Annotated in this window: 19 protein-coding genes and 1 pseudogene; 8 read left to right on the top strand and 12 right to left on the bottom strand. The window is 71.6% G+C overall.

The window, feature by feature from the left end; translation table 11 throughout:
- Window positions 1-108: 108 nt before the first annotated feature.
- Window positions 109-558 (bottom strand): hypothetical protein, encoded by a 450-nt coding sequence (locus tag ORI94_RS21995; RefSeq protein ID WP_266078337.1) that lies wholly within the window; start codon window positions 556-558, stop codon window positions 109-111.
- 124 nt (window positions 559-682) lie between these two features.
- Window positions 683-1630: a hypothetical protein gene (locus tag ORI94_RS21990; RefSeq protein ID WP_266078335.1), complete on the bottom strand. Its 948-nt coding sequence runs from the start codon at window positions 1628-1630 to the stop codon at window positions 683-685.
- A gap of 723 nt (window positions 1631-2353) precedes the next feature.
- On the opposite strand from ORI94_RS21990, the gene ORI94_RS21985 reads away from it, so the two are divergent.
- Window positions 2354-2872 carry an NUDIX hydrolase gene (locus ORI94_RS21985; RefSeq protein WP_266078333.1) on the top strand — a complete coding sequence of 173 codons (519 nt, stop codon included), beginning with the start codon at window positions 2354-2356 and terminating at the stop codon, window positions 2870-2872.
- 212 nt (window positions 2873-3084) lie between these two features.
- Here the strand turns inward: ORI94_RS21985 and ORI94_RS35580 are convergent.
- Window positions 3085-3378 (bottom strand): annotated as a pseudogene (locus ORI94_RS35580) (hypothetical protein); the annotation flags it as partial.
- A 304-nt stretch (window positions 3379-3682) separates the two neighbouring features.
- On the opposite strand from ORI94_RS35580, the gene ORI94_RS21975 reads away from it, so the two are divergent.
- On the top strand, window positions 3683-4588 hold the full coding sequence (locus tag ORI94_RS21975) for an alpha/beta fold hydrolase (RefSeq protein ID WP_266078329.1): 906 nt from the start codon (window positions 3683-3685) through the stop codon (window positions 4586-4588).
- A 28-nt stretch (window positions 4589-4616) separates the two neighbouring features.
- Entirely contained in the window at window positions 4617-5510 is an 894-nt protein-coding gene (locus ORI94_RS21970) for a virginiamycin B lyase (RefSeq protein WP_266078327.1), read from the top strand.
- Window positions 5511-5823: 313 nt separating this feature from the next.
- On the opposite strand, the gene ORI94_RS21965 is transcribed toward ORI94_RS21970, so the two are convergent.
- Window positions 5824-6363, bottom strand: coding sequence for a hypothetical protein (locus ORI94_RS21965; protein ID WP_266078325.1), 540 nt, complete (start codon window positions 6361-6363; stop codon window positions 5824-5826).
- Between the two features lie 128 nt (window positions 6364-6491).
- Here ORI94_RS21965 and ORI94_RS21960 point away from each other — a divergent pair, with 128 nt between their 5' ends.
- The gene (locus tag ORI94_RS21960) at window positions 6492-6638 is read left to right on the top strand and encodes a hypothetical protein (RefSeq protein WP_266078323.1); all 147 of its coding nucleotides are present in this window, start codon (window positions 6492-6494) and stop codon (window positions 6636-6638) included.
- A gap of 237 nt (window positions 6639-6875) precedes the next feature.
- On the opposite strand, the gene ORI94_RS21955 is transcribed toward ORI94_RS21960, so the two are convergent.
- Both ORI94_RS21955 and ORI94_RS21950 read right to left on the bottom strand, forming a co-directional pair.
- Window positions 6876-8096, bottom strand: coding sequence for an FAD-dependent monooxygenase (locus ORI94_RS21955; protein ID WP_266078321.1), 1221 nt, complete (start codon window positions 8094-8096; stop codon window positions 6876-6878).
- Window positions 8093-9490, bottom strand: coding sequence for an MFS transporter (locus tag ORI94_RS21950; protein ID WP_266078319.1), 1398 nt, complete (start codon window positions 9488-9490; stop codon window positions 8093-8095). The genes ORI94_RS21955 and ORI94_RS21950 overlap by 4 nt, the downstream gene beginning before the upstream one ends.
- A gap of 291 nt (window positions 9491-9781) precedes the next feature.
- Between ORI94_RS21950 and ORI94_RS21945 the strand changes: the two genes are divergently transcribed.
- The gene (locus tag ORI94_RS21945) at window positions 9782-10420 is read left to right on the top strand and encodes a TetR/AcrR family transcriptional regulator (protein WP_266078317.1); all 639 of its coding nucleotides are present in this window, start codon (window positions 9782-9784) and stop codon (window positions 10418-10420) included.
- Between the two features lie 302 nt (window positions 10421-10722).
- On the opposite strand, the gene ORI94_RS21940 is transcribed toward ORI94_RS21945, so the two are convergent.
- Together ORI94_RS21940 and ORI94_RS21935 are read right to left on the bottom strand one after the other, a co-directional pair.
- On the bottom strand, window positions 10723-11304 hold the full coding sequence (locus ORI94_RS21940) for an NYN domain-containing protein (RefSeq protein ID WP_266078315.1): 582 nt from the start codon (window positions 11302-11304) through the stop codon (window positions 10723-10725).
- 284 nt (window positions 11305-11588) lie between these two features.
- Complete coding sequence (locus tag ORI94_RS21935; protein WP_266078313.1) at window positions 11589-12401, bottom strand: NAD(P)H-binding protein; 813 nt, start codon at window positions 12399-12401, stop codon at window positions 11589-11591.
- Between the two features lie 85 nt (window positions 12402-12486).
- On the opposite strand from ORI94_RS21935, the gene ORI94_RS21930 reads away from it, so the two are divergent.
- Window positions 12487-12900: a winged helix-turn-helix transcriptional regulator gene (locus ORI94_RS21930; RefSeq protein WP_266078311.1), complete on the top strand. Its 414-nt coding sequence runs from the start codon at window positions 12487-12489 to the stop codon at window positions 12898-12900.
- A 78-nt stretch (window positions 12901-12978) separates the two neighbouring features.
- On the opposite strand, the gene ORI94_RS21925 is transcribed toward ORI94_RS21930, so the two are convergent.
- Window positions 12979-13374 carry a VOC family protein gene (locus ORI94_RS21925; RefSeq protein ID WP_266078309.1) on the bottom strand — a complete coding sequence of 132 codons (396 nt, stop codon included), beginning with the start codon at window positions 13372-13374 and terminating at the stop codon, window positions 12979-12981.
- 719 nt (window positions 13375-14093) lie between these two features.
- Between ORI94_RS21925 and ORI94_RS21920 the strand changes: the two genes are divergently transcribed.
- Window positions 14094-14981, top strand: a complete 888-nt coding sequence (locus ORI94_RS21920; RefSeq protein WP_266078307.1) for a CAP domain-containing protein — start codon at window positions 14094-14096, stop codon at window positions 14979-14981.
- A gap of 393 nt (window positions 14982-15374) precedes the next feature.
- Window positions 15375-15884 (top strand): hypothetical protein, encoded by a 510-nt coding sequence (locus tag ORI94_RS21915; protein WP_266078305.1) that lies wholly within the window; start codon window positions 15375-15377, stop codon window positions 15882-15884.
- 25 nt (window positions 15885-15909) lie between these two features.
- On the opposite strand, the gene ORI94_RS21910 is transcribed toward ORI94_RS21915, so the two are convergent.
- The 3 genes from ORI94_RS21910 to ORI94_RS21900 all read right to left on the bottom strand — a co-directional run bounded on the left by ORI94_RS21910 (window position 15910) and on the right by ORI94_RS21900 (window position 19130).
- Window positions 15910-18363 carry an NACHT domain-containing protein gene (locus ORI94_RS21910; RefSeq protein ID WP_266078303.1) on the bottom strand — a complete coding sequence of 818 codons (2454 nt, stop codon included), beginning with the start codon at window positions 18361-18363 and terminating at the stop codon, window positions 15910-15912.
- 126 nt (window positions 18364-18489) lie between these two features.
- Window positions 18490-18705, bottom strand: a complete 216-nt coding sequence (locus ORI94_RS21905) for a hypothetical protein (RefSeq protein ID WP_266078301.1) — start codon at window positions 18703-18705, stop codon at window positions 18490-18492.
- 146 nt (window positions 18706-18851) lie between these two features.
- On the bottom strand, window positions 18852-19130 hold the full coding sequence (locus ORI94_RS21900; protein ID WP_266078299.1) for a hypothetical protein: 279 nt from the start codon (window positions 19128-19130) through the stop codon (window positions 18852-18854).
- Between the last annotated feature and the right edge of the window lie 211 nt (window positions 19131-19341).

The following is a 19341-nucleotide window of genomic DNA, read 5'->3' as shown; positions in this document are numbered from 1 at the left end:
CCGGGGTGGTGAGCGCAGCCAAACCTTTCCTCCGTTTGGCGCACACGGGAACGTCCGGAACCATGGGGTGGTTCCGGACGTTCGCTCCCCGTCGCGCGGACGGACGGGTCAGGTCAGGAAGGCCCCGCAGGCGCTGCGGGCCACCCACCGGTGCGAGGAGATGGTGTCGTTCGCGTTGACACCGTTGGTGAACCGGTTGTCGGTCAGGTTGTCGGCGTAGAGCTCGCCCGGCGCGAGGCAGGCGTGGCCGCCGCCGAAGCCGGAGTTCTCGTAGAACGCGACGTGGTCGAGGCCACCGGTGAAGCCGCGGTTCATGACGGACGTCGCCCTGTCCTGCGAGCCGACCCACCAGTCGCTGTTGCCCGCGGTGCGGATCAGTTCGGCGCCCGAGCAGTCCAGGTTCTCCCAGGCGTACACGTTGCCGTTGCGCGGCCCCCACTTGCTGTCGCAGCCCGGTCCGGCGACGGTGTTCCCGGCAGCCTGCGAGGCCGTGGCGGGTACGACGACGCCCAGGGCGGTGAGCCCGAGGACGGCCATCGTGACGGTGAACTTGCGCATGCTGTTTCCCTCGTTTTCCTCTGGCGATGTGGTGCGTTGGCGGTGGTGCGTCGGTGCCGGCGCACCGGGCCTGTCGCCCGGCGTGCCTCACCGGGGGCGGTGTCCGCCCAGGAGCGGGGAGTGGTCAGCCCCGCTCCGGAACGATGCGCACCGCCCGGTCGTAGGCCCGCTGACCGAGGTGCCGGTAGGTGTCGATGTCCCTGCCGAACCGGTCGCGCAGGCGGTCCAGGTAATACGTCTCCCGCGCCGTGGCCACGGCGCGCAGGGAGGTCTCGCGGGCACAGGTCGCGTCGGCGACGGCGGTCTTCCGCTCGGCGGTGAACGCCTCGTCGGCGCGGGCCGCGCCCAGCCGGCCGGTGTTGGCCCGGACGGCTTCGCGGGCCGCCTGGGGGTCCTCGTAGGGCCGGCCCGCCCTCTTCATGCATCGGGACCAGGCCCGTACCGCCTCGGTCAGGTGGCGGTCTCTCATCAGCTCCTTGCCGTAGAGGGCGTTGAGGCCGGTGGCGATCTTGTCGGTGCGGTACCACTCGGCCGGGTCGCCGTAGAGTGCGCGCTCGGCCTCCTCCGTGCAGCCGCCGACGCGTTTGCGCATCTCCCCACCGTCCGGCAGCGTTGCTGTGAGCATGCGGGCGCTGTCGCCGCCGTCGAGCGCGGTGTCGAAGGCGATGCGCCGGGACGGGGAGAGGTTCTGGCGGTAGGTTCCGTTGGGGTTGCGTTCGCGGAGGCGCAGGCTCTTCGCTTCGATCCGGCCGCCGTACCCGTACGTACGGGCCCAGGCCACGTCGTCCTGCACGTAGCGCACCGGGCGGCTCTCCTGGAGCGTCAGGCCACGGTCCTCCCAGTAGGTGAAGCCCCGGCGGTTCATGCACTGCTTGGTCAGACGTTGCTGCGCGTCGGCGACGCGCAGTTCCTGTTGCCAGGTCAGTGCCCGGGGACGCGGACGCGGATCCTGTTGTGTCCGGCCGTCACCGCCGTCACCGCCGTCACCGCCGTCGCCGCCGTCGGCGCATCCGGTCGTGACGGCCGCCACGACCCCCACGACCGCGCACAAGGACACGAGTGCACGTCTCATGGACCCGACCCCCCTTCGCTGCCGCTTGCTGACGGATTCAGAGTCGTCCCGCTGTCGGCAGAGGTCGACGGGTTTCCTGTTGCCTGCCGGGCGGTCGACCGGGAAACAGGGCGTGAGCTGGGGAAACGCGGGGATGAAGGCAACGTGGTGGGACGGTCGGAAGCGGTGCGGGCGAGAAGCGGCTCTCACCGCGTCACGATGCCGCCCGGGCCGGGCACCGTGAGCAGCGTGCGGGTCTGCTCCACCGGCTGGACACAAACAGCGAGACAGCGATGGAGGTCGCTGGCAGCCCGCCCAGGAAACCCCGGCCCTCGCCCGTCGCCATTACCGACAGCCGCAGGTTCCTCTTGCGTATCGCGTCCAGGAGGTGGCGCCCGTCTCCGGCACCACGACAAACGAGTGCCGGGCTCACCACCCCCAGCGCACACAGCACCGCGTCCGGCGGCTCGAACAGCTCATCGCCCCGAACGGCCGGACACGCGTACACCTCTTCCCGGAAGCGTGACGTTTCCGGGAAGGCTTCCCCCTGAACAGCTTCGGGCAGCGGCCTCCCTCTCACGGCCCTCGCCCTGGCCGGTGCACCTTGGCCGGAGCGCACGATCAGACGAGGGCCGCCTCGGCGTCCGGCGAACGCCCGCCCGAGCGAACCAGTTCGAGACACCGTCCGACGTGGAGAACATACGAGTCGGGCTCTTACCGAACCAGGGGAGGCATCATGTCGAGGTGGCTGCTCCCCAATCTTCGCCGCTTGTCGTCGACGACCGCGGCAACGCCCTGGTCTCTTTCGCCCTGGGAGCGGAAGACAGGCCGCCAGGTGACGCACCCCTGACCGTTGCGCTGGTGGCCCTGTGGCACGGCCACCGCGTCCTGATGGCCTTCAACCGGTTCCGGCAGGCCTGGGAACTGCCGGGCGGACAGATCGACCCCGGCGAGACACCCCGCCGGGCGGCAGCGCGCGAGTTGCTGGAAGAAACCAACCACGCGTCCGACGGACGGTTCCACTTCGTCGGCTTCGCGAGCTTCGCTCTGGCGCCTGACCAGCGTACCGAATACGGCGCCCTGTTCACCGGCCGGGCTGCTGACGTCTCGCAGTCGTTCCGGCCCAACGACGAGGTCGAGGCCATCCGGTGGTGGGACCTCGAGGAGTCATTGCCAGGGCGGCTCCAGCCGCTGGACGCCTACCTCGCAGAACTCAGCCGCAACACGCGACCGAGTACCCGCCACGGCTCAGCCGGAGGTTGAAGGACAAGCGGTGAGACGCTGCTGTCGCGCGTCGGGAGCAGCCACGTCGGCCGGCTCGCGGCGCGGACCGTCCGGGAGGCGGAGCCCGGCAACCGCGAGCGGATCGTCGACGAGTCGCAGGCGGTCCGCGAATGGCGCCCGCTCCTGGACGAACGCAGGCGGCGGGTCCCGTCGAGAGGTACCCCGTCGGTCTCGTTCACGCTCAGCACGCCGCGGTCGCAGCCTGCCACGCGCAAAACCGCCCGCCCCTCGTCGTCCGCCGTGACGTGCGGGAAGTACCAGTTGCGCGTGTTGTAGTACGCGGTGATCCCGGCCAGGTGCTGGAAGGACCGCGGCCCGTACTCCATCGTCGTCTCGAAGGCACCGTTCGCGGACGTCACCCGGCGGCCCGCCGGACTGGGGCCGATCAGGCTCTGGGGCGAGCGGCCGCCGTGCAACCGCAGAGGGGGGGGCGGGTGGTGAGGGGAATCCAGTCGGGCGTCGCGGGACGCCGCAGCGTGGACCACCGCGGCCCGAGCACCGGCCGGTAGAAGCCGTCGGCATCGGCATCGGTCGGCGTCCCCTCACTGTCGGCCTCGCTGCCCCCGGTGACCGGGCCGGTGAGGTGCCCCTCCCCCGGCACTGCCCTCGGTCCGGAGCGGACGGAGAGCGGGCGGGCGACGGACGGGCGGACGGGCGGACGGGCGGACGGGCGGGCGGACGGACGGACGGACGGACGGACGGGCGGTCTCCAGGACCTGCCCCGTCACCCACCCGATGCCCTGTGGAAAGCAGTTGCGCCTGCTGCCCTCCCCTGGGCAGGGTGCGACGGTGATCGGCACAGAGATCGAACTCCCGGTTTCCGACGGGGTGGTGTCAGGCGTTGACTTCGGTGGTCGCGGTGAGGGTGTGCTGCTCGTCCATGGCAGCGGGCACAACGCCGCGGCCTGGGCGGATGTGGCAGCCCATCTGGTGCGGGACTGCCGTCCGGTGGCCGTCGACCTGCGTGGCCACGGGCAGAACCGGCTCGTTTCCACCGGCCCGGAGCAGTACTGGCGGGACATCGGAAGCATCGTGACAGCGCTGTCCTGGAACCACCCCGTGCTGGTGGGCCATTCCACCGGCGGATACGCGGTGACCGCGGCCGCTGCGGCGGGTGTGGTGGAACCGGCCGCCCTGTGCATCGTGGACGGCGTGGTACTCGACGACCGGAACACGTCACTCGCCGGGCACGCCGTCCTGCGGACCGCGGAGACGGCGGACCGCCTCCGGGCGATGTTCCGCTACGGCTGGAACGCCACCGAAGAACAGATGCGGACCCACGTCGAGCAGTGCGTGCAGGAGGCCGGAGGGGACTGGCTCAACGCCGGGGCACGGCCCGCCCTCGTCGAGGAGGTCACCCGGCGCTCCTTCCTCCGCCGCGGCCACGGATGGACACGACAGCCGACCGTAGAGGAGATCGTGGCCGTCAGTGCCGTCGAGCCCGGTACAGCGGTCTTCCCGAGCATCGACGTGTACGACCGCATCACCTGCCCGATGACGATCGTGCTGGCCGACCAGGGCTTTTACGCCTCGCGATGCGACGAGGCGCGTGCAGTCGTCGATGCCGCCCCCGGCCGTCGGCTCGTCGGCATCAGCTCGCACCACAACGTCCCCATGACCCGGCCCGCCGAGCTCGCCGCGGTCATTGCTGACCTCGTACGAAACCGATCCGAGAACATCGGTCAGGAGCGCTGATCGATGCCCGGCCCCGCAAGGAGTTGCTGTGCCCCCTTCCGATGCACCGGTCACCAGGAAGATCCTCGTGGCGGACAAGGAGGCCGGGCCTTACGGCATCGCGACCGGCCCTGACGACGCCCTGTGGCTCACCTTCGCGCACACCGGGCGCATCGCGCGTCTCACCCTCGACGGCGAGCTCAAGGAGTACCCCCTGGACTCACCCGCCTGCCTCCCCACGGTCATTGCTCCCGGACCGGACGGGGCCCTGTGGTTCACTCGTACTCAGGACCACCGGATCGGCCGCATCACCACTGCCGGCGAAACGGCCTCCTTCCCCCTGCCGACGCCCGACGGCGGACCCTTCGGCATCACCGCGGGCCCGGACGGTGCGGTGTGGTTCACGCAGATGAACACCGACCGCATCGGCCGCATCACCGGCAAGGGAGAGATCACCGAATTCGCCCTTCCCACCGCGGGCGGCTTCCCGTCGGCGATCACCACAGGCCCTGACGGAGCCCTGTGGTTCACCCTCAACCAGGCGAACGCGATCGGCCGTATCACCACCGACGGCGACACCGCCATCCACCCACTGCCCACTCCGAACGCCGCGCCCGTGGGCATCACCAGTGACGGAACGGCCCTGTGGTTCGTCGAAATCTCAGCGGGCCAGGTCGGCAGGATCTCGGTGGACGGCGATATCAGGGAGTTCCCGCTCCCCGACCGCACGGCCAGACCCCATGCCATTGCCGCGGTCTCCACCGGGGACTGCTGGTTCACCGAATGGGGAACCGACCGCATCGGCCACATCACCGTGAGCGGCGAGATCACCGGGTACGACCTGCCGTCACCGCCATCCGAACCACACGGCATCGCCCTGGGTCCCGACGGAGCCCTCTGGGTGGCCCTCGAGACAGGAGCGGTCGCCCGGGTGGCCCCATAGCCCGGAGCCAAGCCCCACCAGGGCCGCCGGCCGTTCCGTCCCCCTGGACAACGCGCCTGGCACGAGGATCCGCGTCAGACGCGGCACCCCCCGAAGAAGCGGAGCCTTGCGCTGTGCACGAAGTCTTCGGAGGCACAGGCGCTCCACACGGAAACACCTTCCGGCTTTTCGGGACTTCGAGGCGTTCCGCGGCAGGACGGACGGCCTCGCCCCGACAAAGGGCGTCCGGTGACATGGAGGAGCCGCCTCGCAGCGGACGAGCCGGCTCCCCGACCGCAGCGAGGCAACCGCCTCCCGCTCGACGGAAGTCCCCCTACTCGATACCGGTCGCGTCGAGCAGCCGGACCAGGTCCTTGCGCCCGTACCCGAGCAGCCGCGCACGGTCCACACCCGTGAGCAACAGGTGTGCGGCGATGTGCGCCGCGCATCCGTCCCTGTCGTCGCCGAACCCCTCCTGCGGCTTCTCGATCCCCAGGCTGTTCATCACCAGCCCGTGCTCGCGCCGGACTTGGGCGACGGTACCGGCGACCGCGTCCAGCAGACTCCTCCCCGGCCGCTCGCACTCCAGAGCGAGGCACCCCCGGTCGACCGGCAGACATCCGTCCGGCGGCCGCTCCCGCAGCCCCGCGTACCGCTCGTCCCCGAACCCGGCCGCGTCGAACTCCTCGTGCACCAGGGAGAACCGATGAAACCCGGCCGGGACCGGAGGCGGTGGCGGCGTGTACTCCCATCCGGCGTCCTCGTACAGCTGCCGCTTGACCTCCTCCTCGTCGGCGTGGGTCACGGTGAACCCGCCGGCGTCGTTGTGCCCGGTGGTCGTGCCGTCGGGGTTGCGGTGAAAGGACAGGCTCATATGTGCTCCCGTGGTCCGCGAGGGGGATGAAAAGCAACGAAGCGGGATGTAAGGGAATCCCTCGTCGCTGGATCAAACGGCCCACGGCCCCCACCCGTGCCCGCCCCACCCTGCCCTCACCCCATCGTGTGACGACACGTCACGAACTGACGCCGACCAGCGAAGAACTACAGCCCCGCCCGCGGGATTCACCGCAATCCCTCCGCCTCGTCGCGCCCCCTGACACCGCCGACGACGCCGAGGACGCCGAGGACGCCGAGGACGAGCAACCGTGAGGCCGACCTGCGGCTCGGCACACGGTCGGGCCGCAGCCCTTTTTCTTGAGCGACCGGTCCGGCCCCACCCGATGCCCGGCAACGGCGGCGAAGCGGAACACTGCGCCAGGGGATCAGTAGCGCTTCGCGACCAGCGCGCCCACCGTCACCGGGTCCGGGTCCGGGTCCTGTCCGTCGGCGAGCGGCGGATGGCGGGTGGCGGGTGACGGCACCCGCCAACGGTGCGCGTGCCCGGGTTCACGTCATGGGCGTGAATTCGGGCAGGGTGAGGGCCGAATGGGCCGGTCGTCCCTCCGCGGAGGGCATGTCGGCGAGATTGCGCAGCATGTCGTTTCGCTGCTCCAGGGCCCGGGCGGTGGTCGGGAAGAGGGTGGCATCGCCCTCGCCGACCTGTTCCTGGTTCACGGTCACGAACTCACGGGTGTGGTGTTCGTAGGCGGCGAAGCCTGCGGCGTGGTCCCGGTCGGCCAGGGAACCGGCGAGCATGTACGCGCCGACGAGCGCGAGGCTGGAGCCTTGTCCGGTGAGGAACGAGGGTGCGTACGCGGCGTCGCCCACCAGCGCGACCCTGCCGCTGGACCAGCGGGGCATGCGGATCTGGCTGACCCCGTCGAAGAACAGGTCGTCCGCGTCACGCATGGCGGCGAGCATGCCCGGGACCTCCCATCCCGCGTCGGCGAAGACCGCGGCGACCAGGTCCCGCCGGGCTTTTGGGTTCCGGAACGCGTCGACCGGCGGTTCCGGGTGGGCGAAGTTCAGCAAGGCGTGCACTTCGTCGTTGTCCCCCACGGCGTAGAGTGCCGCGGCTCTGCCCGGGGTGTTCCACATCATGATCTCGTGGGAGAGCCCGAAGGTGTTGCGCAGGGTGAACCCGGCGAAGCAGTAGCCGAGGTACCGGTGGAACTGCTCTTCGGGGCCGAACAGGAACTCCCGGGTACGTGAGTGCAGACCGTCCGCACCGAACACCATGTCGAACGTACGCCGGCCGCCCCCGCGGAAGGTGACGTCGACCCCGTGGCCGGACTGGTCGAGGGCGTCGATGGAGTCGTTGAACAAGAACTCCACGTCGTCACGGACCACCGCGTGGAGAGCGTCGGTCAGGTCCCCGCGCCGCACCTCGAGGTCCTGTCCCGCGACACCGCCGGTGACGGTGTGCGGGGTGAGCGAGGCCACCTCGCCGCCGTCCCCGTCGAGGAAGGTCAGCCGGCGCAGGTCGATGTGCGCGTCCTGCAGTTGCGGCAGGATTCCCATTCTCCGGACGACCTCGAGTGCGGTGCCGCGCACGTCGATGGGGTAACCACCGCGACGCGGTGCGTCCGCCTTCTCGACCACCGTGACCGCGCATCCGTAGCGGTTCAGCCAGAACGCGAGGGCGGGCCCCGCAATACTGGCCCCGGATATCAGGACCTTGCGCCTCGGCACGGTACGGACATCCCTCAACAGATCGATGCGGTTCATTCCTTGGCTCCTTTGTCCATGGTGCGGACGACAAGCAGGGACAGCGCCGTGACGGCACCGGCCATGGCGAAGCCGGTGACGAAGGCCTGTTCGGCCGGGGTGTCCGACCCGGGAGGGGTCCCGGCGGTGAGGATCGCACCACTGACCTGCACACCCACGGCGTAGCCGATCACGCGAGTCACCAGGACCAGGCTGGTGGCGATGCCGGTGTCGCCGTGATCGACGGATGTGGCGGTGATGGTCACCATCGCCGTCACGCACAGGCCGTTGGCAAGCGCGATCACCATCTTGCCGATGACGAGGTGCCAGACCTCGGTGTGCACGGCTGCCAGGGCGATCAGGGCGGCGACCATGATGACGGTCCCTGCGGTGACCACGGCACGCGAGCCGAAGCGCCGCACCCCGATCCCGCTGATCGGCCCGGCCAGCGACGCCGCCACGGCGCCGGGCAGCAGGAAGAAGCCGATCTCGGTGGCGCCGGCCCCGAACCCGTACTCGCCTGCGGACACCGCGAACAGTTGCGGGACGAGATAGACCGCCACCGAGGTACCGACGCACATCACGAACGTCAGCACACACGACTTCCACACCGCAGGCCGTGCCAGCATGCGCAGATCGACCATCGGTGAGGCCGCACGACGCTCAACGGCTGTCCATCCGGTCACGAAGGCGGCCAGGACCACGACGAGGGCGCCGAGCACGAGTGGCTGCGAGCCGATGTCGGGCGCCAGCGCGAGCACGAGCATGAGCGTGACCAGCGTCCCGCTCAGGAGAACCAGGCCGGGCCAGTCGACCCCGGCAGCGTCCGACCGGCCCGGCGGGTCATGCGGCATCAGCCTGTTCACGAGCAGGGTGGCCCCGATGACCGCGATCGTCGGCAGCGCGAACATCCAGTGCCGGGAGAGCCCTTCCGCCACGGGGCCGGCCGACAGCGTTCCCGCCATCCCGCCCCCCACGAAGAGCCCGCTGACCACCCCGATGGCCACCTTCGACTCTCCCGCCGGGAGGTGTTCGCGTACCAGGATGAACGACAGGGGCAGCGCGCCCACCATCGCCCCCTGCAGTACCTGGCCGAGCAGCAGTACGGGCAGGTTCGGCGCCAGGGCGGACACCAGACCACCGGCCGAGACCACCGTCATCAGCCTGATCAGGACTCGTTTTCCGCCGTAGCGGTCGCCGAACTTGCCTGCGACCGGCGTGACGAGCGCGCCGGTGATGAGGAGCATGATGCTGAGTAACGCCCCTTCGGCCGGACTCATATCCAGCTCGCGTTGCAGGAGCGGGAGCGTCGGCGTCACCACCGACTCCAAGGCACCGGTGGCGACTGCCAGCATGCCGAGAGCACCGACAGCGGCCCTTCCGATGCGGACCGGGGGAGCCAGAGTTGCGGTCATGGACGTCCTTTCCGTCATTGCCGGGCGAGCAAGGAGTCGGCCGTACGCGTGGCGCTGCCGCCCTGCCGTGCCCGGCGCGGACACGGCGGCCACTCACCGGGGGCAACCGGGGGCAGTGCGCATGGTGCTGTGTGGACGGGTCCGGGCTCGTCCGGCGGGGTGAACCCGGTGAAGCGGTATCCGAGGTGGCGCATGCACGGTTCCGTCGACGGAGCGGGTGCGGGAGTGCGGCACGCGCCATGAGCCGACATTACACTACACCGTGCAGTGTAGGACGGTTAAGATGTGCCCATGCCGACCACGAAGACACTGCGCGAGGGGTCCGCGCGGAAGCGGGCCGCCATCCTCTCGGCGGCCCGGGAACTGTTCCTCGCCGACGGCTTCGACCGGTCCAGCGTCGACGCGGTCGCCGCCCGGGCCGAGGTGTCCAAGCGGACGGTCTACGACTACTTCGGCGACAAGCAGACGCTGCTGCAAGCAGTCGTCGACGCCGTCGGCCAGTCACTGATCACCACGATCCGACGCACCCTCGACGACACCCTCACCGACCTCGCCGAGGACGCCGACCTCGAGGACGCCCTGGTCACCTTCTCCATGCGCATCTCGACCGACATGCTCGACTCGGCGGAGTACGCAACGCTGCGACGACTGGTCCGGGCGGAATCCGGCCACCTGCCGCACCGGGGCTACAACTCCATGGCCGACACCCCCGACGAGGCACTCGCCGAGCGGTTCGCCGCCTTCGCCGCAGCCGGGCTGCTCGACGTCCCCGACCCCCGGCTCGCGGCCGACCAGTTCATCGCGCTGACCTTCGGCGTCGCGATAGACAGGCTCGGTTCCGCGAACGCCGCGGAGGACAGCCGCGTCCGGCCACTCGTCGTCGAGGGAGTGCGGACCTTTCTCCGGGCATACCGAACCGTGCAGGGCTGAGGCAGCACGGGCAGCACGGGCAGCACGGGCAGCACGGGCAGCACGGGCAGCACGGGCAGCACGGGCAGCACGAAAGAACGGCGCGCCGTCGGCCCACGTTCCCCCATCCTCCCTTTCCCGAGGGTGAGTTCATCTCAGTGGCTCTCGCGCCAGGGCTCGGAGGTCTGCCGTTCGCCAGGATTCCGGAACGGCGAGCGGTGGTTACCGGTCACCGGTATCAGGGAGCCTGAAGCGGCCTCCCGTCGGAGATCTGCCCCGCCCGACCGGAGATCGGGCGGGGCGCGAGCCCTGGGCGGCCGCCGTCAGTGGCGTCGGCGTGTCGGTACGGCGGCGTCGGGGATGCGGGGGTTGAAGACCCAGAGCCCCTGGGAGTGGGTGGCTCCCAGGACCCGGTTGTTCTCCAGGAGCCAGGGGTTGGCCTTCTGGAACGGGGCGAAGTTGTCGTTGGAGACGATCACTCCGCCGATCTCGTCGGCGATGCCGATGACCAGCGCGTCACCGCGGCCCTCGGTCCCGGCGGGCGGCTGGACCACGGTGCCGTCGGCGACGGCCTGCTCCACCAGTGGCCGCTCCTCCGCCGTGACGTCGTGGCGGAGCGTGGCGTCGACGACGACGTGGATGTCCCGGTCGGGATTCTTGAACTGCAGGGACCTGATGGCTGCTTGCAGGGCGAGGAAGCTGGGCTTTCCTCCTGCCGCGCGGGGCGGGCGGCCGTTCCGGGCCAGGTTGGACCCGTCGACGACCAGGGCGGCGGGCTTTTGCCCGGTCGCCGGGGCGGGCTGCCCGGCCACGGGCGTCGGCGGGGTGAGCGGCGCCCGGCCGGCGGCCTTGGCTGCCAGGAAGACCGGCGGCGGCGGGCCCGGCGTTCTTTGCCGGGGGCCCACCGACGGGTCGTCCACCGGGCTGCGTGCCGGTGGGGCCGGGGTCCCGCTGGGGGTGGGTCGGCCGGGGCGCCGCACGCTCGGAGGCGCTCAGGGCGAACAGCCTGGTGAGCTCCTCCTCGACCTCCGGGGGACCGCACCGAGTACCCGGGCTCCGGCGTCCTCGTCGCCTTCTCCGGCTCCCTCACCATTTCGCTCAGTTGCCTGCGCGCCACGATTCCATTCCTACAGAATTCGCCCGCCCCACGGACCCGGATCGGCAGAACTGTTCACACATCACACAGGCCCTAGTCGAGGGCTGCCGCGAGCGCGGAGCGGGGTGCGCGGCCCAGTAGTCGGCGCAGGTCGCCGCCGGTGCGGGACATGAACCCGGCCGCGATGGCGGAGCAGGTGCCCACCAGCATCGGTACCTGGAAGGGCTCGGCGCCGGCAGCGGCGACACGGGTGCGGGCCTGGGCGAGGGTCTCCGGTGCGTAGGTGACGTGCGGGCCGTGCGCGTCGGCCAGGTCGGCGCCGCCGATGGCCTGCTCACCGACGAGTTCATGGATCCGGCCCGCGTGAGCGGGAGCCTCCAGCGTCACACGTGTGGCAGCGTCGGCCAGGTCCGCCCGTGCGACGGCGGCCAGCCGGCCCTCGCCGAGCGGGGCGGTGATCCGCCCGTCGGCCGACGGCGCCGCGAGTCCGCCCAGCAACTCCGCGTACAGGCCGTTGCGCAGGATCGTCCAGTCCATGGTGCTGTCCTGAAGGCGGCGCTCGGTCCAGCGGTGCGGCAGCGCGTAGGGGAGATGGTCGCCGTCGGCGGTCAGGCTCGTGTAGACGACATGCCTCACGCCTGCCTTCTCCGCGGCGTCGACGGCGGCGCCGTGCCGGGCCATGACGGTGTCGTCCTCGCCGTAGCCCGCGGAGATCAGCAGCAGTACGTCCACACCCTCGAAGCCCTCGGCGAGGGTGGCGGGTTCGTCGAAGTCGACGCGGCGAACCGGCAGCGGGGTCTGGAGCTGTTGGGGGTCGCGGGTTCCGAGGACGGTGTCGTCGCGGGCGGCCAGCCGTTCGGCGATCAGCGTGCCCAGGGCGCCGGTGGCGCCGGTGACCAGGATCATCAGGGTCTTCCCGTTCCGGTAGGTTCTCTTCGGTAACCGGGACCATCCTGCGGTTCTGCGCCGGGGAGCGTAAGGAGGCACTTCCATGTCAGTGGGGCACACCGGGGTAACCACCGAGCCCGTCGTCAGGTGCGGCGACGAGCACGAGGACTGCGGGATCCGCGAGGTGCTCGACCGGATCGGCGACAAGTGGTCGGTTCTGGTCGTCGTCGAACTGGCCCAGGGCGTCCGCCGTTTCCGGCAGTTGCAGCGCGCTGTGCCCGGCATCTCCCAGCGGATGCTCACACTCACCGTGCGCCGGCTGGAACGCGACGGCCTGGTCACCCGGACCGTGCACCCCACGGTGCCCCCGCAGGTCGAGTACGAGCTCACGGCGATGGGCCACAGCCTCACCCATCTGGTCAAGGCCCTCGCGGACTGGTCGGCAGAACACCGCGACGCCATCGCGCGGGCACGCCGGGAATGGGATGCCGGGCATCCCGACTCCGGCATCCGGTGAGCAGGCGGACGGCGGCACCCTGTCGACTACGACCGGGACAGCTTGATCAACCCCTCCGCGGGCTTCTGCGGAGCAGCACTATTCCTGCGGTGCCAGGGTGCGCAGGACGCAGAACTCGTTGCCCTCGGGATCCGCCATGACCACCCAGCCCCGGCCTGCCCCTTGGCCCACATCCGCCCTGGTGGCACCGAGACCGAGCAGTCTGGTCACCTCGTCCTCGGTGCTGCCGTCGACCGGGCTGACGTCGAGGTGGAGCCGGTTCTTCACGGTTCTGCCCTCGGGCACCCGGACGAACAGCAGGGTGGGCGGCATCTGGCGGGCCCGGACCTCCTCGACGGTCGGCACCCAGGAGCCGATCTCGACCCTGCTCCCGCTCCGGTCGATCACCTCGAAGCCCAGGACCTCGCACCAGAAGGCCGCGAGTCCCTCCGGATCGCGGCAGTCAACGACCAGCTCGGTGAACCTACTCGTCATGGATCTCCCGGAGAGCGCGACGACCGGGACACAGGTCGCACCTCCGCGACGAACCCCACGAAGCGCGACCACACCCCGGCCCACCCCTTTCCCTTGACGGCGGGTGAGGCGGTACGGCACGGACGTCCCGTCCCCCGTGCGCCGGCGTGCATCGCACACCGTACCGGCTTCGGGCGTCGCCTCGGCGGGAAGGAGCTCACGGGGGGCGGGCGCCCGTCCGTCGAGGCGGGGCACAGCCCCCGCGGTGCCCGGATTCCGAGGCGCTCCGGGCGGGCCGTCCGCCCCGGGCCGGAGTCCGGATCGCGGCAGCCGGTGCACGAGGTCCGGCACCCGCGGGCGTGCTTCCCGGACCCCGGCAACGATCCGGAATCCGTTATTCCGTGACACCTGTCACACCCCGTCCGCGATCTACGCAGGTCGTTTAGTAGAACCCGCTCAGATGACATGGGGGATTTATCCGTCTTGCCGTGGGCGTGAGGCGGGCCGAGGCGGGCGGCGATCCGGTGGGGAGCCGAGTGCCGCGGTTCTTTCGCCGGACGAGGGCTTCTGACGAGGCGGCAGGCGTCCCGCGGGGCACGGCGCGAGCGGGTCGGCACGCTCTCCCGCCCGCCGCAAGACCCTCACGGACCTACGAAGCCCGGTAGTGCGAAGGCCTTTGCGCCCGGCGCCGGGCCGTCCCAAGAATGACGGCCTCCGGACAGCAGCAGGTGAGGTCACGCATGGGAAAGCATCGTCATCAGAAGCGGTACCGGCGGACGGTCGTCACGGCAGTCGCCATGAGCGCCATAGGCATACCCTCGGTCGCCATGGCCTGTGCCGACTGGCCCGGCAGCGGGCAACGGCAGAACCAGGACACCGCCGCCCCGGTCGCGGCCGAGGACGGGTGGGGCGGCGCCGACCGGTACCGCCCGTGGAACGGCCGGCAGCACGGCGGGCCCTCGACGGCGCCGTCGAGCACACCGGCCGCCACCGCGAGCCCCTCGAAGGCCGGCGCACCGAGGCACGGCAGCGCCAGGCCGTCGCACAAGCCGAAGAAGACGGCTCCCGAGACATCCGCCTCCAGGCCCGTCAGCACGGCCCCGAAGCCCGTCACCGAGCCCACCACCGGGGCCCCGAAGCCCACCACCGCAGCCCCTGAGTCCTCTACGACCGCGCCGCAGCCCCCTACGGCCGCCCCCGAACCCACCGCCGGTGCCTCGAGCCCCGCGGCGACGGGTGACCCCACCACCTCCGGAGCCGTCGCCAAGGTCGTGGAACTCGTCAACGCCGAGCGCGGCAAGGTCGGTTGCTCCCCGGTGAAGGTGAACAACACCCTGACCGAGGCCGCACAGGACCACAGCGAGGACATGGCGGCGAGCGGCAGCATGTCGCACACCGGCTCGGACGGCTCCTCACCCGCCGACCGCATCACACGGGCCGGCTACAGTTGGAGCACCTACGGCGAGAACGTCGCCTACGGCTACTCCACTCCCGAGCAGGTGATGGCCGGCTGGATGGCCAGCCCCGGTCACAAGGAGAACATCCTCAACTGCGCGTTCGAGGAGATCGGTGTCGGTCTCGCGCAGCCCGGTGACTACTGGACCCAGAACTTCGGCACGGCCCGGTAGCCGCCGTACGCCCGCACCCGCCGGCGGTCTGCCGTCAGCGCGACGTGTACGGCGAGCCGCGCCGGCCGACCCCGCGCCGGCCGACCCCACGCCGAACGCACCACCCCGGCCGACCGAGCCGTCACGGCGGGCGCGGCCAGGCTGTCTCCGCAGCCGTCCCGGCATCGGGGCACTGACCGCCCTGGTATCCCGGTTCCCGGCCGGGGCCGCGGGATACGAGGTCCGGCTGGAGTGCCGGCTCAGTCACCTCGTCCTTGACGGTCGTCGACTCCTTTTGCCGGGAAGGACCTTGAGTCGGGGGCGCGCCGCCGTTGGACGGGTCATGCTCTGTGGGTGTGTTGTCCGGTGCCCGGCAGGTGGGCACGGTGACCGACAAGTGTCTGGGGAGTGGCGATGGATCCGATCTCGGCAGCCGCGCTGGCGGCTCTGGCAGGGGGTGTCGGCGGCGAGGCCGGCCGGCAGGCGTGGGCGGCGTTGAGCACGCTGGTCCGTCGCCCGTTCCGGCGTGATGAGGCCGATGGTGAGACCGGTGCACTGGTGGTGAGTTCCGGTGAGGCCGAGCTCACGGCGCTGACGCAGGATCCCGGCGAGTTGGAGCGAGCCCAGCGGTTGAGCACGGCCCTTGCCGTGCGCGCTGCGCTCAACGCGGAGTTTCGCCTCGCCCTGGAGAGCTGGTGGCAGCAGGCGCGGTCGGTGCGTACGGGTGAAGGTGCGGTGACGAACCGGGTCAGTGGGGGAACGCAGTACGGTCCCGTCGTCCTGGGCAGGGACTTCTCCGGTCTCACCCTCACCGCCCACGGCCCGGCCGGGCCCGGTGCGGTGTCCACTGACAGGCACGGACCGACGCGCCCTGCCCCGGACGGGGCGACGCCTTCCACGACGGGTGACTCGCAGGAGGGCTGAACCGGCGTCGCCGGCGGGCATCGACTCACGCCCTCCCGGCGAGGCGACGCTGCAGTTCGGCGTGGCGGAACTGGTACGTCGCGCCGACCTGCCGAAGCACTCCCCTCCGGTGTGCGTCCGCGAGGAACGGCATCAGCCGCCATGGCACCTGGCCGCGTAGGGCGAGCCACCATCGGGCGAGCGTGAACGATCCGTACCTGGCCTGGAGGAAGCCCCAGGCCAGGCCGGTGGCCAGCCCGTCGGCCACTCCGGCCAGGGCTCCCCGCCATGGCCCCAGGAGCGATCCGATGACGAAGGCGGCGGCGATGCCGATCGCGAGGCCGCCCGCCATGGCGGTGGTCCAGAACGTGGCGCGGTCCTGGGCCAGTGCGGTCTGCGGGTCCGCCGCGGCCGTCGCCTCGGCCGGTTTGGCCTCCAGCCCTGCGCCGAAGGAACCGCCAACGGCACCCACCACGCCCGACAGCAGCCCGTTGAGCAGGCCGGCCTGCAGGGTGACGGCGATCCCGAGGGCGAGACCGCCGCCCAGGCCGGTGAGGATGCCGAGCGGTGACCAGCGGAGTCCTCTCGCCGGAAGGCGGCTGTGCCCCAGGGTGACCACGCAGGCTGCGGCGACGGCGAACCCGACGCTGTTGACCCACGGCGCCGAGGCCCCCATTTCAGGCTCTCCGACGAACGCCCCGACGAAGGACGCCGCGAGACCGCCCGCCAGTCCGGCCCGGAAGCCGCCGAGGAACCCGGGCACCAGGCCCAGTGCGAGCCCGCTGACGAGGTACCCCGCAGGGCTTTCGATCCCGAGCGTGGCGCGCATGCCGAGCCCGAACGCGGACCCGAGGAGGCTGCCGATCAGACCTCCTGCCAGCCCGCGGTTGAAGGTCCGGTTGGGTGGACTCCACCGGCGGCCCAGCAGCGCCACGGCGACACCGACGATCATGCCGACCCCGAGCCAGGCGCCGAAGGGCATCACCACACCGGCCGGCACCGCCACGAGTCCCACCACGGCTCCTGCCAGAATCCTCGGCGCCGCGTCGGGGAGATCCCACCATCTGAGGTCGGTGGTGCCCTGCTGACGGTGTTCCAGGTCACGGGCGAGACAGGCCAGGAAGTGGGCCGCCTGCCCGAGCGTCCAGTGGGGCTTCGGCCGTGAAGGACCGGCCGTCCGGGCCGGGGGCGGGGTCCGGTGCCGCGCGTAGGAGGCGGGGATGAAGGAATCCAGCAGGTGTGCCCGGATCGCGGCGGGCGTGGGGAATGGTGAGCGGTCCAGGAGTTCGGCCGGATGGCCGGCAAGGGCGTGGTGTCCGTCCGGCGCGGGGTCTCGTTCACAGTCCTGTGCGGGGACGTACGCGGAGTCCTGTGCCGGATCCGACGGGCGGCGGTCCGGTCCGGAGGCGTACCCGATGCCCTCCCCTGCGTCCGGCGGGGGGTCGTAGGCGACGCGGGCCAGGTACGCCATCAGCGGCGTCGTGAGCAACTGGCCCAAGGGATGAGGGTCGTGCCCGGCGGCCAGCGCGGCGAACACCTCCTGCCAGCGGGCTTCGTTGGTCGGCCCGCCGGCGGAGTCCCGGAGGTACGACGCGACGGTGTCCAGGTCCAGCGGCTCGACCTCGACGCCCGCCGCGCCGATCACCCGCACCTCGGGCCCGCTGCGGGGCCGGACGGTGGCGGCGAAGGGAGCGCTGCGTGAGCTGAGGACCATTCCGAGGCCCGGGTGGAGGCCGAGGGTGTCGTTGATCCGGGCGATCGCACGACGGCGGACACCGTCGGGGATCTCGTCCAGGCCGTCCAGCACCAGCATGATCCAGCCGGCGTCCAGGAGTTCCCGTCCCCTGCTGGCTCCCGTGCGGCCGGGATCGCCGAGCCACGGATAGTCGATGCCCAGCCGCTGTTCCAGCCACAGGTCCAGTTCCTCCCGGTCCGGGTCCCACGAGGCGAGTGGTACGAGCACGGGCACGGGGTCCCCGGGGCGGCGGCGCACGAGCAGATCCAGCACCAGCCGCACCAGCAGCACGGTCTTGCCGGAGCCCGGTTCCCCGAGCACGACCAGGCGCCCCGTGGGTACCCGGGCCAGCACCCCCACCAGTTCGCCGCCGCCCCCGGACAGCGCTTCGGGCCCGGACGCCCAGCCGGACGGCGAGGCCGACGCCCAGCCGATTCCGGTCGTCGCCAGCCGGACCAGCGAACGCCAGGGCTCCATGAGTTCAGGATCGGCGGACCGCCACCGGACCGGAAGCGGATACGGATCGTTCAGGCGCCGCAGCGCCGCCTCCTCCCTCCACTGGCGTTTGACGGCGGACGCGAGGTCGTCCGCGGCCCGGACCAGGTCGGCCTCCCCCGTCGTCCTGGACGGCGGGTCGACGGGAGGGTTGACGGTGACGGGACCGAGGAAGTCCCGCCCCAGGACGACGGGCCCGCCGACCCCCGAGAACTCGTTGTGGGTGTCGCCGTCCCCCGTCCGCTCCTCCTCCTGCGCGTCCCGTTCCACGAGCGCCCTCCTTGGCCGAGAACCTCTGCCGCTCCTCGCACCCGCCTGCACACTGCCCGACGCCCCCCACGCACACGGCCGAGGAGTACGGATCAGGTTACCCAGCCACCCCCGGCCCCGTGAGACTCACGCGCACGTGGCAACCGCCCGGGCTCCGTTGCGCCGTACGGCCTCGGTGCTGGTGGGCTCTCGTGCCTGCGGCCCGGTCGAGGTGGTCGCGGACGAGGCGCCGTCGTCGTCTTGGACACCGGTGCCTCGCGGCGCGAGGGCAGTGGTCGGCCCGCCGAGCGGCCGGCGCTCGACCCGGCGTCGGCGCAGTTCATGGGCGTCGGCTTCGCTCATCGTCGGGTCCACGCCGTGGTGGCCGACGCCTCGCACGAAACCATGCTGTCGGGTTCCGTCCGGCACGACGGGACGGCGTCACGGGCGGCGCGGACCGAACCGGTTCTCAAGCCGGTCGAACGGCCGACCGCCGAGGTCGGGGTCCACTACGGGCGCTTCAGGGCATCAGGGCCGGCGTGCCGGTCCCCGGCCCGTCCCCGGGGGCGGGCCGGTCTCGCGCCACTGCGGCGGGGACGGTGCTGCGCCCGGCTCCGGAAGGGATCGACGTGGCCTTCGCCGAATGCTTCCAGGCGCCGGTCGCCGTCGACGACAACACCCGCCTGAGCGCCCTCGCCGAGGCTGTCGGCGGCGTGGGCGGCGTCGCCGACCCGGTGCACACAGGCCTGTCGGGCGGTGCCGGCGGCGGGCTCGTCGTCGACGGTCATCCGCGGAGTCCGTCCCCGCGGACCCGCACGGCGCGAAGCCCCGAACCCCACGGGGCCTGCGCGGCGGCTCCTCCCCGTGCCACGGCTCCCCCTACGACCTCGGCTTCCGCCGCGCCAACGGCACGTCCGGGACGGCGGCCCCGTGGGCAAGGCCCGGTCACACGCTCACGGGCGAGGACTGCGGCCGAGTGTCGGCCGCCACGGAGCCTGC

Origin of the sequence: Streptomyces sp. NEAU-W12, assembly GCF_026242095.1 — a bacterium.
In the GTDB taxonomy this organism is placed as follows: domain Bacteria; phylum Actinomycetota; class Actinomycetes; order Streptomycetales; family Streptomycetaceae; genus Streptomyces.
The sequence above is the reverse complement of the archived record's forward strand: the minus strand, read 5'-3'. Positions and strand labels throughout refer to the sequence as shown.

Bases quoted from the DNA above. Each gene is read 5' to 3' on its own strand.
- ORI94_RS21920 (WP_266078307.1), top strand. From the start codon at position 14,094: ATGGGAAAGCATCGTCATCAGAAGCGGTACCGGCGGACGGTCGTCACG.
- ORI94_RS21900 (WP_266078299.1), bottom strand. From the start codon at position 19,130: ATGACCGTCGACGACGAGCCCGCCGCCGGCACCGCCCGACAGGCCTGT.
- ORI94_RS21945 (WP_266078317.1), top strand. From the start codon at position 9,782: ATGCCGACCACGAAGACACTGCGCGAGGGGTCCGCGCGGAAGCGGGCC.
- ORI94_RS21955 (WP_266078321.1), bottom strand. From the start codon at position 8,096: ATGAACCGCATCGATCTGTTGAGGGATGTCCGTACCGTGCCGAGGCGC.
- ORI94_RS21915 (WP_266078305.1), top strand. From the start codon at position 15,375: ATGGATCCGATCTCGGCAGCCGCGCTGGCGGCTCTGGCAGGGGGTGTC.
- ORI94_RS21905 (WP_266078301.1), bottom strand. From the start codon at position 18,705: ATGAGCGAAGCCGACGCCCATGAACTGCGCCGACGCCGGGTCGAGCGC.
- ORI94_RS21965 (WP_266078325.1), bottom strand. From the start codon at position 6,363: ATGAGCCTGTCCTTTCACCGCAACCCCGACGGCACGACCACCGGGCAC.
- ORI94_RS21935 (WP_266078313.1), bottom strand. From the start codon at position 12,401: ATGATCCTGGTCACCGGCGCCACCGGCGCCCTGGGCACGCTGATCGCC.
- ORI94_RS21925 (WP_266078309.1), bottom strand. From the start codon at position 13,374: ATGACGAGTAGGTTCACCGAGCTGGTCGTTGACTGCCGCGATCCGGAG.
- ORI94_RS21950 (WP_266078319.1), bottom strand. From the start codon at position 9,490: ATGACCGCAACTCTGGCTCCCCCGGTCCGCATCGGAAGGGCCGCTGTC.
- ORI94_RS21930 (WP_266078311.1), top strand. From the start codon at position 12,487: ATGTCAGTGGGGCACACCGGGGTAACCACCGAGCCCGTCGTCAGGTGC.
- ORI94_RS21995 (WP_266078337.1), bottom strand. From the start codon at position 558: ATGCGCAAGTTCACCGTCACGATGGCCGTCCTCGGGCTCACCGCCCTG.
- ORI94_RS21990 (WP_266078335.1), bottom strand. From the start codon at position 1,630: ATGAGACGTGCACTCGTGTCCTTGTGCGCGGTCGTGGGGGTCGTGGCG.